Source organism: Nodularia sp. LEGE 04288, assembly GCF_963896525.1.
Lineage (GTDB): Bacteria > Cyanobacteriota > Cyanobacteriia > Cyanobacteriales > Nostocaceae > Nodularia.
Genome location: NZ_CAWQOY010000138.1, coordinates 62646 through 74894, shown reverse-complemented (window position 1 = coordinate 74894; position 12249 = coordinate 62646). Strand labels below are relative to the sequence as shown.

The following is a 12249-nucleotide window of genomic DNA, read 5'->3' as shown; positions in this document are numbered from 1 at the left end:
ATATTCCGGTGTTACAAGGATGAAAGAGAGGTGAAAAAGAGTGAATATTCCTCTCTTTATCTGTTTAATTGAATTAACTTTTATCTGTTTAAGCCATGCTAGAATGGTCAAGATTTAGTCGCTCAGATATCAAAGCAGTAGGAGCTAACTCTTGAATAATAGTTGTGACAATTTCGGGTGCCAGTTCTAAACGATGCTGAATTTGGGCTTGCAACCAAGCTAAGGTCACACTTTTACCATTGATTTTTTGTGGGATAATTAAGTCAGAATTTCGTTGGGAAGCTTTTTTTATGGCACTGGCAATTTTTCTAGCTGTGCGTAAATCAATTTTTGCTATATCAATGCTCACACAGTTGTCTGTTTCCGGTGACGATTCTGATATAATACTGTTAGTTGATGGCTGGGGATTGTCCACATTCAGAGAATCCTGAAGAGGACTAGATTCAACGTGCAATTGCTCAGAAGTTGATCTGTTGAGAGAAGATTCAATGTTGAGTGTAACTTGATGCCATAAATGGACTAAGCCACAGATAAAATCAACAACAATCACAATAGCAGCAAAGGCTGTAATACCAATGAGCAGGTAATTTAAAACTTCTTGAATTTGTTGAGTATTCATGGTTTCTAGGTTGAGAATATTTGTTCACAAAACCAGAAGCAATTGCTTCAAATTGAACATAAAATTAGACTGGGGATGAGGTACTAGTACTGCCGTGAAGTCAAAACAATTCAAAATTATTTCTTCTTCATTTTGAATTCAAAAAAGGTCATCCCCAATCGCTAATTTAAAACAAGCTAATTTGCACAGTTGAATTAGCGAAAGTTTGAGGATTTGGTGGATTTTCAGTTGAGTCTAATTTAGACTTGATCAAACGCTTACCCCATCCTTCTTGTTTTGCGTGTTGAACAACGCTGCGGCGAATTAATTTACTCAGATAGTTGAATTCATTTTTTACCCGATTAAAATGAACAGTGGGATAACTGCTCATATTCTGTGTCACAGCATCACCGAGTGATTCATAAAAACTCTGGCAATTTTTGGGTAATTTATGATGTTTGGTTAACACCTCATTTCCTAGCCAAATATAAAGGTCAGCATAGTCTCTGTGTAAAGGTGCTTCGTAAGTTGCAGGCATGATGTAAGTGAGAACTTCTGCGGCTGTAGCATATTCACCAATTTGATTATTTTCGTATTCAGTGCAAATTAGTTCTAAGCGCTCTTGAATACAAGCAAACCTTAGCCACTGGGGAATCATATCACTCCAAGGACTGCGATGAATTACTAACGGACCGGCAAGGTAGCGAACATGATGCCGGGAAAATTCAGCGATTTCTAAAAGGCACGCCAAGATTTCTTTAGGTGTGTCTAAGGTTGCCAGAATTTGCAACAACTTTAAGGTATTGGTTGGCAGTTTGGCACTATTACCATTACTGATTTCTGCCATGACTTCTGACGGAATGAAATTTATTTGCTCCATTTGTCATCTCGATATGAGCGCATCACCAAAAATAGCCAATAGGCTAAAAAATTAATATCCAATTGGTTGATGCAGATGCTTGATAAATCTTTTTACGCTGGCATTGATAGATTTTTGAGGTCATGCCAATGAACAACGAACCGACAATTAACCAACAACTTGATGATGAGCCAAGTGGTTCTGGTAAGACTGGTAGTGGTTATCAATCTGAAGCTGACAGTGTGGAACAATCAATTTCTGAAGATTCTGATAATCCTTGGGTAACAGATAATTTTCAGAATGGTTATCAAGAGAATATCTTTGAAGTAAACTTTGGGGATACACCTTATACAGAATCGGCGGCTCATCCCAATCCTAAGTTGCCAGGATATAGTTCTGGTTCTGGTTATAAGTCTTTAAAAAATCAACAGTCAGCATCCCCAGAGCTAGAGTTGTGAATCATATTTTCGCGGAAATCTCCACTCCAGTAGTAACCAGAAATATAGTTTTTGTTCAAGAGTTTTTGTTCACGCAAATACGGGAGCTAATTGGGGTGTCACTTAATTTTGGATTTTGGATTTACGTCAAATCAATTCAAAATTATCAACGCAAAATTCAAAATAAAAAAACCGAATCTTTGTGCATATTGAGTTTGGCATTTTAAATTTCCAAAGGGCTTTATGCATCACTCTTAAGTTGGAAAATCGGAATCATGAACATCCCCAAAACATGGATATTTATTCTGGTTGTCATTAGTTTTATGATTTATGGTGTGGCGACACCAGCTTTAAACAATAGATTTGATGATGGCAATTTACCAACTAAAATTGTAGAGGTGGCAAATCCGCAATCTCGATTGCCTGCAACTAAAATTTTGCTGCCAGACTGGAACCGGATTTCTCTGAGCCAATTACCGGGAATCGGTCAATATGGTGCAATTGATGGCAGTCCCTACAGCCAAGCTCTGGGTTATGACCTGAGTCGCACTTGGAATGTGGGTATGACTCCTGACCAGTATTTGAAGTTGGGAGATATCAGCGAAGCTTTCCAGGCAGAGGAGTTTTCTTTGCAGGCAATCGCCCTTCGCACCTGGACAGAGACCACTGACGACTTTGAAAGTATAGATTTAGACAAAATACCCTTGAGTGAATTTCCCCTGATTGGTGAGCAGACATTGAGCCATTTAGCTGAAGTTGTTCCAGAATTAGCGCAGACATCAGTTAAAGACATTACACCTGTTACCAAGTTACTACAGTCTCAGGGAATTGCTGCATCTAATTTAACATTAGCTCAAGTATTAACACAGTATGAAGTTGGACAAAGGAAATTAGAAGAAATTGATTTATCACAGTTTCCGATCACTGCCATTCCTAATGTAGATGCAGTCCAAATCAAAGAGTTGAGCAATTGGATGAACAGTTTTGTCAAAAATATCCCTGGTTTGGGGGCAGTACCGTTAGCATTGATGCCCAATCCGATCACGAAAATTGGTAACTTGGTCATGCGGATTGATGCAGTCTATGGGCGAGCCGAAAATCGGCGTAACCGGACAATTTCTGGCTCAGACGTGCAAGGGTTTTCTGTGCCTTGTACTCAAAGAGACTGCGCTTATTTAGAACTAGATGATTTAGAAAATGCAGGTCGTGGCGATCGCAGTTTACTCGAAGGTAAGCAGTGGATTTCCGGTAAATACCAGGAAGTAGAAGGGGGATGGGGTATCCTCAAGGCAGTTAACAACGGTCGGGAACCAACAGGAAGGCTACCTTTTGGGAAAGCTTTTAAAGTAGTGGTGATGGAACCTGATGAAACTACAGATACGGTAGATACAGCTTTGTTCTTGCGCTTTTGTGCTTGGCAGATGGGCTGTACACCTTACTTTATTGGGCCAATTCCTTTTTTCAGTTACAAGGTCAATGCTTTGATGTTTGTCGGCAATTTGGACAGTGGGAGTCAGTCGAGTTCCCAGACGACTTCTATACCAACGGGTGCAAAAACACAGGTGAGTAGTAATTCTGCTGAAAATGGGACAGCGACAAATCAAATGAATCCTTGCAATTTCACCAGTCCGCATGGCTCAATGAGCAGTCAATCAGGGGATGGGATCAATCTGCGATCGCTGGGAAATGCCATTGCGAAAATTGAAAGTGCTGGTAGTGGAGATGACAAAGCTATCGGTGTGTATACTTGTGCGGATCAGGGTTTAAATTGTGGTCGCGCTCTTGGTCGTTACCAGTTCATGAGTTATAACCCCTATGCAGTGGAGTTAATTGTTGCCAAACCAGGAGGACAAGAGTTTCTGAGTCGAGTCGAGCAAGGGTATAAACCTACAGAGGCGGAACTGTTTCAGTTCTTTCCGATGGCTGACCAAGAACAGGCATTTCTGGCTGATATGGCTGATAAAATCCAGGTAACTCAAGCTGAAATTGACCCCACTACCGGGGAGCATTTTACTGGCGATGGGCAAAGCCCCGCCTCCGGCGATCGCCTAATTGAGCGAGTAGCTCAAAAGCATTTTGGTGGTAATTACAGTTTAATTGATGGAAGCGGTTCTGATGCTTTTGGTCGTCTTAGCCTGAAAGATTACGGCAAAACGGCTTTAGCTAGTTATCGCCACAGCCATGACCACAGTCAAACCCTCACCTGTGTCCCCAGTGGACAGCGATTTGCATTTAATTAAACTCAAGCAATCCTGAAAACAAGAGGGAATACTGATGACAAATTTAGCTAAACCTTCCATTGTTTCACCCCATGAGATCAACCAAATACCTGAGACTAAGTTGTATTCAAAAACACACTTGGGGCAAGCTACAGCAGAAGAGACAAAAACTCTTGATTCTGCCTTGATTCAACAATCTCAAACAGTGCATACCACTGGTGATCAATTACCAAAACCTTCCATGAGGATACGTTACTGGGTATATTGGTTTCGTGTTGGTTTAAGTATCTTTTTACTGCTTTCTGTGTTGATGGGTTTAGGAGGCTGTAGCGTAAATGCGGCAACCGTTACTTGGAATCCAGCTGTGAATGTTGTACCTGCTTCTGTATTGTCACAAGTAATTGTAGAAAATACCCAGTTAAATCCCCAAGCTGCTGCTAAAAATATACGAGCTTGGAGTGTTACCGGAAAAGACGGCAAGTTGACAGTTTTTGACTTCAACACTCCAGATGTTTGCGGGAAGTTGGGTTGTTTGTATGTTGGTTACTGGTTCAGACAAAATCAACCAATAATTCAGGTATTATTGCGTTATTTTTCGCCCAATTTACCACCAGGAAGTCAGTTGTTGGCAGTGGGAGAAAACCGAGGAAGGGCATTACCATGTATTCAGGTACTGCAAACAGCACAAAACCAACTGCGGCAATTAAATTATTGTTTCAATAATGATAGCTATACACTTGCTAATAGTCAACTTTTTGCTCCTGCTAAGAGTTCTCAAAGTTAATAGGTTGACCTTTTTTTTGCATTGATTTGACCCCTATTTAACTGAATATGGTTCAGTTAAGGACAGGACTGATCCAAAATTAAGAAAAAACGTATCGCTAAAGCGTCTCGTTAGCGTCGGGAGCATCCCACTTTGGCAAGTATATCTTTTCTGTCAGGTAAAATCTGCCCTAGTTTTCTGACTACGACAGATTTTTTGATTCAACACAGGCAATATAATTGCATTAAGTTATTCTTCATCATCTTCCTGAAATTCAAAGTCATCATCGTCTAATTCAGCTGCTAAATCGTCGAGTTCATCCAGGAAGTCATCATCTTCATGGTCAATTACTTGTATTTTGCGAGGTGGCTTGGTTGCTGGTTTGGATTTACGCACATTTTGAGTTTTGTTTCTATTCTTGCTAGTCTTGTTTGGTTGCAACACTTCCACGTCTACAGACACCGATTCGCCGGGTAAAGATGGCAGAGATTGCAATTCGTTAAAACCAGCGATGGCATCATGCTGTTGCCAAATTAAAGCTTTAGCTGTGGGTGTACCCAAATAAAGTTGTGGCAGATTTTCAACTGTGGGTTTCGTGTAATCTACAGTTTTACAACAGTTATGTTTATTCTTGCCTTCACCTTCTTTAACTGCTTTGAACTCAAGTTCCAGCACGCCTAAACTCCGCCATCTATCACTTTTACCACTAAATGGGACTTGGAAATAGTCAGCAAAGGTCTTCTCTAATGACCGATAAAATTCTTCACGTACTGACTTAAAACTCCAAAGAGCAACATTTTTGAAACGAACAACCACAGGATTAGTGTGTAATGGTTGATTATTGTCATCCAGAAATATCAATGCGTGTTCAGAACAGACATCCATTGTTTTCTTGTCAAGGCTATGTTTATAATCGTCATAAAGCCCCACAAAGGAACCACCCACATCTTCAACATCTGATTTATAACGGATATACTCTGGTGCAAAACCTAAAACCAGTACCTTGGCTTCAGTAATTAATAGTCCGGTAACATCTTCAGTCAAGGTGACAGTAGTTAAATCGTCTTCTTCCGGGATATCCAGCCAACCAGCCTTTTCTAACTGGTCTTCTGGAATCAAAAGTCCCGCAGGTTTATCGTTAACGACAATACCATAGGGAAGAATCGGTTTGCGAACTTGGTTATAGTGATCATCGAAGAGTTCTGGGTCAATTTCAAAGTCTGTTTCTTCAAAGGTGGAAGCTTCGGTATCAGTGGTTCTCGTTCTGGGAGTTTTAGGTTTAGAAGCGGTGTTTTTGGCAGTTGATTGATGGGGGCGATTAGAGTTGTTTGTCACTTTGGATTTCACCATTGAACTACATAAATAATGATTGTCCAAGGTATGAGGCGTTAGCCTCAAAATTTAGTTATTTATCAGGCAATTGTAGCTAAGTGAAATCCCTAAAAAAATGTCCATCAGGTCAATTACCTAGCTTTGACTTGGTAGCTAAAATTTCTGGTAAACGTATTTTTCATGACTATGAACCTTTACCAGAAGTATCTACTAGACAGCTATATTACTGCTAACTCGACATTAATTGAGGTGTCACCTTACCCAGCACCCCTAGCCAGTATCGACTTTGGCCAGTTACTTCAAGAATATAATAATCCCCAAGGTTGGATGATGATCGGTGGAATGCTGTTTGTTTTACTGTTCTTACAAATCAGTGGTACTGGTCAAGGTAAAATCACTACTGGTAAAGTCTGCGGTATCAGCGAGAAACTAGCAGCAACTAATTTAGCACTCCAGCAAATCAAGCAGCATCAACACAATAAAGTGACTCTGTGGTCTGGTACGCCTCGCTATTGGGCTAAAGGCAAAACACGGGGGTTAATGGCTAATTTACAAATTATCCTGGGTGCAGCACCGACAGTTTGGTTTCCCAATGCTGAACGGGGAACACTGGTAATAGGTGCGCCTGGGTCAGGTAAAACCTACTCTACTATCGACAGGATGCTGGAAAGCTCCATGCAGCAAGGTTTCCCGATTATCCTCTACGATAAAAAGGGAGACCAGCTACGACTCCATGCACCCTTAGCAGCACGTTATGGTTACAAGGTGCGTGTATTTGCCCCTGGTGAACCATTTAGCGGTGTCATCAATCCTTTGGATTATATGCGTGATGCCCGCGATGGGGTGATGGCAGGGGAAATTGGCCAAGTGATTAACCGCAATGCTGCCAGTGGGGGTAAAAGTGATGAGTTCTTTGCAAAAGCTGGGGACTTGTTAGCTAAGGCACTGTTGCAGTTAGTTAAGGGTTCAGCTTACCCAGATATGGCGATGCTGTACGCTGTGCTGCGGTTGCCGAAATTGGTGCAACGTCTTGATTATGCGGTACAGTCTCAAAGGTTGGATGAGTGGGTCGCAACTTCATTTATTCAATTTTTGAGTGCTAAGGATGCCGAAAAGACTATTTCGGGAATTTTGACCACAGCCGCAGGGACTTTCTCATCTTTTATTCAAGCTGATTTGCTACGGGCATTTATCGGTAAATCGGATATTCCCACTCAGCTGTCAGGTAGAGAAATGGTGGTGTTTAAGTTGGATGATGAACGCCGCAGTGTGGTGGGGCCGCTGTTGGCAGTTGCCATGCACTTAATGATTGTTGGTAATTTGAGCCGTCCCCGCAAAGACCCGTTGATTATTTCTTTAGATGAGTTACCATCTATCAAATTAGACAGATTACCACAGTGGATTAATGAGTATCGTTCCAATGGTGCTTGTTTTATCTTGGGTATCCAAAGTTTAGAACAACTTTACGATATTTATGGCGATAAAATGGGGAGTGCGATCGCCTCAGCTTGTAGTACTCATGTTTTATTTAACCCTGGTAACTACAAAACGGCTGAGGATTACTCCAAACGCTACGGTGAGAAAGAAGTGCTGATTAAAAATCGTACCACGGGGCGATCGCTTGGCGGACAAATGAGCCGTTCAATTAGCTTCTCTGAGAACTTACAAAAAATGCCTGTAATCAGTGCTGATGAAATATTGAAATTTCCGCAAGGTAAATGCGTAATTACCAGTCCTGGTTATAGTGCCGGCGGACAAGCTTCTATTCCCTATCCTTTAATTATTCCCGTGTCCAAAGCTGATAAAAAAAGAGCCGCCGAAAGTGAAACTCTTTGGGAGAAACAAGTTAAACCTGCTTTGTCAAATCAGATGACAATTCCTGATCTGAAAATGCTGACACAAGCACTGTATGAACGAATTGAAGCAGCCGGGCGAATGTTGCCATTACCAGATGAAGATGTCGCACCTGCACCGGAATCTGATGATAGCGAACCTGATGTTTTGGAGAATTTTCCCCCACGAGTTTATCAAACACCAGGATTACAAGGATAGAACTGAGAAGAGGGGGAATTTTGCGGATTTTTTTAAATGATAATTTCAGAAATATCGTCTAAATTTACCATTGATGATAATTGCTGATTGGCTTGATTTGATGTTAAATTATTGTCTTGAGTTTGACTGAGTAATTTAATTAACCATCGCTCTGTCTGCCTATGCTGCTTTTGCTTCCAGGGTATATCTAATCTTTGGGGTGGCTTAACAGGATGTACTGCTAAAATAACCAGTTGCATTTGGTTAGGAATAACTGAGTATTGTCTAGCCGTAGTCCACAACTTTACCCGGTCTTGCCAGCTTAACTGAGGATGACGCACAGCCCATTCATAAACTCTGGGAATACCTTGTTTAAAGGCTATATTTGTGATAACTTGAATATAATAATTATCGCTCTGAATTGCCAGAGGTGCAATGACTGGGTTATCGACTAATAACTTCTTACGAGTTTGAAAAAGTTCTGGTGCAAGTTCCTGTATTTGAGTCAGCCACTGAGCAATTTGAGGATGGGCATTTAATAAAGGTTCTACAGGCAATCCTAAAAAGAATTGTTTCATCAGCAAATGGAAGTTATCTGCAATTATCGGGTCAAAACCAGAGCGATTTGGCTGATATTTTTGATTGGGTAATAAGATTTGTTGTTGAGTTTTAGTAAGTTGTTGAATATCAGCAAGATTAATTACTGGCATGGTGGAGATAAAATTACATCTCTCCCACGCAGCGGTAAGCTGCAAATTAATTACTGTGATTAATCGGAGGAGGTTATTTGATTGAGATTATTAGAGTTCGTGCTACACCGGAGCAAATTGAGCAGATGCTACAAGAGTTAAAGTTTTATATCAAGGTAGCGGTAGATATTGAGCATCGGATTCTGGCTGGGGGAGGTGAAATGCATTTTTATTGTGAACAGGCGTTGCTAGAATATGGCAGTGAGCAGAAGGATATTTGGGCTGCTAGTTTCCGTCCTGATACACAACGGATAATTTATGAGTCGATGGTTAATCTCCGTCCCCGTCAGAATCGTTCAATGGAAATTATCGACGTTAAAATTAGAGAACAAGTTACCCAAATTATTATGGAGTTTCTGGGATGAATAGTGGCTTAACTTATGAGCAAGAAACCTTTGTCAAAGATAGTATCCCTATTAGATTGGGAAAATTGGCAAATAATTTAGCACGGATTCAGTCTTCTTACAGTGAATCTACCCATGAGGATGTGGTCAAAAGCTTGATGAGAGAGACTATGTATTTTATTGAGTGGATAGCCCCAGATATAGATATTGACAATGCTTTTGAGTTAGCAAACTTAGGAAGGTTTCTCACACGTTGGCTGTTTAACTGGGAACAAGCCTGGAATGACACAAAAGTTAAAAACCAGATGATTCAAGAACTTGGTACTTGGTCAGATAGTGTTTTGCAAATGTCAAAATTACCTGCTGTACAACAATTCTAAGCTCGACTTGATCCAAAATTAAGAAACCGAGTTCTTTCCACAAAATTACGACCTTGCTGAAACAAAAAATTAAGTTTTACAAACTCGTCATTACTTGGGCTAGTTCATTAGATAAGTTAATTGTAGATTCTTGGGAATTTCTAAAAAGAACTCCAGCTAAAAAATAATGATTCTCAGAACAAAATGCCATTTTCTTTTGACGTAAGCTATCTATATATTTTTTTACTTTTGGCTCTGAACTATAGTAACCAAACTTTAAAGGTAAAACCATAAAGTTTTGCACGAAGTAATGATTTTTTGCGGCTATTTTAATTGTACTTGTGGGATTAGAAAAACTAGATACTAAAACTAGGACATTTTTATATCCTAGTGATAAAAGATTATTGGTAACTGTGGCTCCATCTACGCCTCCAAATAATAGCGGCATATAAATGTCTGGATCTGGCGCAGGAAGATAAGGTGGATTTGCTACAAGATATTCAGCTTTGGGTTGAGAAGAATTAAATAAACATGAATTAGAAATTATATATTTATGAGCGAGATTATATTCATCAATTTTGGAATTTGCCAATTTCCATGCCAAGGTATTTAATTCAAATCCATGTATGACCGCATCAAATTTATTTTTAAGTAATGAATTGATCATGGGGCTGCCATCTCCTGAGCCAAATTCCACGATAGACTCAGAATTCCTACAATTGTTTAGAACAAAGGTTTCTAAGCAGTTTGAGTAAAAATTAGATTCTTCAGGACAAAAAAAGATATCTTTCATGTGAATTGAGTTCAAAAACAGTGTATAATCTGCATAGAAACTAATTAGTTTCTATTCCTAAGTAAGTAAGCTAAAATGAATCTAAATAATATGTAATAAAATGTAAAATACTCGCAAACATTTTATTTAGATCAGGCAGATATGCTTACTTAAAAATGCCAAAAAATGACGTGCAGTTTTGGGTAATTTATCCTTTATGTTGAGCGCAGTCGAAACATTTGGGTATAGCTGTTGATTCTGCTTGGTGTATTGATTGCAGAATAGCTTTAGCCGCGCGATCGCTCATTAATTTTTCTTGGTCGTACCCCAGTATCAGTTCCCAAGCATCATTGGGATATAGTTCGGCTAAAGGCAAAGCCACATCATCCAACATCCACTGTCCGTGGCGTTCATCTTCTCTGATGTGCAGTTCCCAATAACCCATAGCTGCTTCTGAAAATCTTAGTCTTTGGGCTGCTGCTAGATAATTTCTGTAACCCCCAGGTCCGGCAACTTCAAAATAAGTTAACCCACCGGCATAACGTAAAAAATCGCGTTTGCGCTCAGTCAGTAAAAAGTTATGATTAGCACAAGCTAAAACTTCCCACGGTACTAAATCAAAGTACCCCTCTGGTTCACAATTCATCTCAAACTCAGCCAGCATTTGAGCAAAAAATGTGGAGTGCTTGCGGGATAAGCGACCATTGCCATATTCTTCCAAGAGTACCCGTACAAGGGTACACTGTATTTCATTAGCCGCACCACCTAAAATTCTAGCAAGACGACTACCTTCCACTAAACCGTCAAAAGAAGCAATCTTGAGCAAGTGGCGATAACCAGCTTCAGTCATCTGTTCTCGGATATAGCGACTATCTTCTGAGAGTGAGGGGTCTAAATCAGCAGATGCGCGCTCAATTAAAGCTTGTTTAACGTTCAATTGTTGTAATACCATCACATTGATTTGCGCCAGTTCCCAATTTTGCCAAGCAGCTTCAATTTGGTTACGGCATGAGCATAAGTAAAGTGAGCGCTCATTGGTGTAATGTCGCAAATCATCATACCAAAATAGCTTGAGCCGATTTATTCGATAAAGTATCCTCTGGAGAAAAAGATGAGCTTGCCAATCATCACATTCGTTTTGATAAGCAGCACGAATTGCTGTCCAGAGTATCCGTTCAAATTCGTTTACTTTTGCCGCTTTTACCTCCAGAATGTTGTCTAAATTCTCTGTAGCCAGCAGTTCGATAAATTGCTGTTCAGCACGGTTATATATGGTAATTTTTCTTTCTTTTGTTGGCGGACTTTTTTCTACAATCCCAGATTTAGAGAACATAAATAAACTGCTTTGTAGGGAATATTAGATGACTTTGACTACAGGTCAGACTAGTTTCATCTTTAATATACAAAGGTACATATTTGTAGCTTTATGTACCTCTTTCTCTGGTTATAAAGAAAAATTAAGTTTAGACATCAATACCTTATACCAATTATTTGTGAGACTGCATATTATTTTGACCCCCCTACACCAAAAAAATCCGGTTCCCTCCTCGCTTGCACCGGAGGGTTAGGGAGGGGTTCTTTCTATGCGTCTTTATATGAAATTGGTATTAGCCAAAATAAGAGCCTTGATAATGTCGGGCAAAACTGGCAAAAATTAGCATACCTACCTACGCCCAGCCAGAAGTAGCAGAAGCAATGCTGAATCGATTGAATCGGGCAATTGCAGACTTGGAGGCAGTAATTGATTATCTAGAACAATAAAATCTGGAATTTGAGCGGGAGCAAC

12 protein-coding genes are annotated in these 12249 nt (G+C 40.0%); 6 read left to right on the top strand and 6 right to left on the bottom strand.

The window, feature by feature from the left end; genetic code table 11:
* Positions 1-88 precede the first annotated feature (88 nt).
* On the bottom strand, positions 89-619 hold the full coding sequence (locus AACX33_RS19530) for a hypothetical protein (protein ID WP_227788763.1): 531 nt from the start codon (positions 617-619) through the stop codon (positions 89-91).
* Positions 620-785: 166 nt separating this feature from the next.
* Positions 786-1478, bottom strand: a complete 693-nt coding sequence (locus tag AACX33_RS19525; protein WP_227788762.1) for a hypothetical protein — start codon at positions 1476-1478, stop codon at positions 786-788.
* 128 nt (positions 1479-1606) lie between these two features.
* On the opposite strand from AACX33_RS19525, the gene AACX33_RS19520 reads away from it, so the two are divergent.
* The 3 genes from AACX33_RS19520 to AACX33_RS19510 all read left to right on the top strand — a co-directional run bounded on the left by AACX33_RS19520 (position 1607) and on the right by AACX33_RS19510 (position 4897).
* Positions 1607-1915: a hypothetical protein gene (locus AACX33_RS19520; protein WP_227788761.1), complete on the top strand. Its 309-nt coding sequence runs from the start codon at positions 1607-1609 to the stop codon at positions 1913-1915.
* A gap of 254 nt (positions 1916-2169) precedes the next feature.
* Positions 2170-4134 (top strand): M23 family peptidase, encoded by a 1965-nt coding sequence (locus AACX33_RS19515; protein WP_227788760.1) that lies wholly within the window; start codon positions 2170-2172, stop codon positions 4132-4134.
* Positions 4135-4168: 34 nt separating this feature from the next.
* Positions 4169-4897 carry a hypothetical protein gene (locus AACX33_RS19510; RefSeq protein WP_227788759.1) on the top strand — a complete coding sequence of 243 codons (729 nt, stop codon included), beginning with the start codon at positions 4169-4171 and terminating at the stop codon, positions 4895-4897.
* A gap of 228 nt (positions 4898-5125) precedes the next feature.
* Here the strand turns inward: AACX33_RS19510 and AACX33_RS19505 are convergent, their stop codons facing one another.
* Positions 5126-6211 (bottom strand): DUF5895 domain-containing protein, encoded by a 1086-nt coding sequence (locus AACX33_RS19505; RefSeq protein WP_227788758.1) that lies wholly within the window; start codon positions 6209-6211, stop codon positions 5126-5128.
* A gap of 177 nt (positions 6212-6388) precedes the next feature.
* Between AACX33_RS19505 and AACX33_RS19500 the strand changes: the two genes are divergently transcribed.
* Positions 6389-8260 carry a type IV secretory system conjugative DNA transfer family protein gene (locus AACX33_RS19500; protein ID WP_339407017.1) on the top strand — a complete coding sequence of 624 codons (1872 nt, stop codon included), beginning with the start codon at positions 6389-6391 and terminating at the stop codon, positions 8258-8260.
* A 32-nt stretch (positions 8261-8292) separates the two neighbouring features.
* Here the strand turns inward: AACX33_RS19500 and AACX33_RS19495 are convergent, their stop codons facing one another.
* Positions 8293-8949 carry a hypothetical protein gene (locus tag AACX33_RS19495; RefSeq protein ID WP_227788756.1) on the bottom strand — a complete coding sequence of 219 codons (657 nt, stop codon included), beginning with the start codon at positions 8947-8949 and terminating at the stop codon, positions 8293-8295.
* A gap of 77 nt (positions 8950-9026) precedes the next feature.
* Here AACX33_RS19495 and AACX33_RS19490 point away from each other — a divergent pair, with 77 nt between their 5' ends.
* Together AACX33_RS19490 and AACX33_RS19485 are read left to right on the top strand one after the other, a co-directional pair.
* Entirely contained in the window at positions 9027-9353 is a 327-nt protein-coding gene (locus tag AACX33_RS19490) for a DUF5674 family protein (RefSeq protein ID WP_227788755.1), read from the top strand.
* Positions 9350-9712, top strand: a complete 363-nt coding sequence (locus tag AACX33_RS19485) for a hypothetical protein (protein ID WP_227788754.1) — start codon at positions 9350-9352, stop codon at positions 9710-9712. Before AACX33_RS19490 ends, AACX33_RS19485 begins: the two co-directional genes overlap by 4 nt.
* A gap of 76 nt (positions 9713-9788) precedes the next feature.
* Here AACX33_RS19485 and AACX33_RS19480 read toward each other — a convergent pair whose 3' ends face one another.
* Together AACX33_RS19480 and AACX33_RS19475 are read right to left on the bottom strand one after the other, a co-directional pair.
* The gene (locus AACX33_RS19480) at positions 9789-10484 is read right to left on the bottom strand and encodes an SAM-dependent methyltransferase (RefSeq protein WP_227788753.1); all 696 of its coding nucleotides are present in this window, start codon (positions 10482-10484) and stop codon (positions 9789-9791) included.
* A 187-nt stretch (positions 10485-10671) separates the two neighbouring features.
* Positions 10672-11796, bottom strand: coding sequence for an iron-containing redox enzyme family protein (locus AACX33_RS19475; protein ID WP_227788752.1), 1125 nt, complete (start codon positions 11794-11796; stop codon positions 10672-10674).
* Between the last annotated feature and the right edge of the window lie 453 nt (positions 11797-12249).

Excerpts from the sequence above, each read along its gene's own strand:
- AACX33_RS19530 (WP_227788763.1), bottom strand. The coding sequence starts at position 619 with ATGAATACTCAACAAATTCAAGAAGTTTTAAATTACCTGCTCATTGGT.
- AACX33_RS19525 (WP_227788762.1), bottom strand. The coding sequence starts at position 1,478 with ATGGAGCAAATAAATTTCATTCCGTCAGAAGTCATGGCAGAAATCAGT.
- AACX33_RS19520 (WP_227788761.1), top strand. The coding sequence starts at position 1,607 with ATGAACAACGAACCGACAATTAACCAACAACTTGATGATGAGCCAAGT.
- AACX33_RS19515 (WP_227788760.1), top strand. The coding sequence starts at position 2,170 with ATGAACATCCCCAAAACATGGATATTTATTCTGGTTGTCATTAGTTTT.
- AACX33_RS19510 (WP_227788759.1), top strand. The coding sequence starts at position 4,169 with ATGACAAATTTAGCTAAACCTTCCATTGTTTCACCCCATGAGATCAAC.
- AACX33_RS19500 (WP_339407017.1), top strand. The coding sequence starts at position 6,389 with ATGACTATGAACCTTTACCAGAAGTATCTACTAGACAGCTATATTACT.
- AACX33_RS19495 (WP_227788756.1), bottom strand. The coding sequence starts at position 8,949 with ATGCCAGTAATTAATCTTGCTGATATTCAACAACTTACTAAAACTCAA.
- AACX33_RS19485 (WP_227788754.1), top strand. The coding sequence starts at position 9,350 with ATGAATAGTGGCTTAACTTATGAGCAAGAAACCTTTGTCAAAGATAGT.
- AACX33_RS19480 (WP_227788753.1), bottom strand. The coding sequence starts at position 10,484 with ATGAAAGATATCTTTTTTTGTCCTGAAGAATCTAATTTTTACTCAAAC.
- AACX33_RS19475 (WP_227788752.1), bottom strand. The coding sequence starts at position 11,796 with ATGTTCTCTAAATCTGGGATTGTAGAAAAAAGTCCGCCAACAAAAGAA.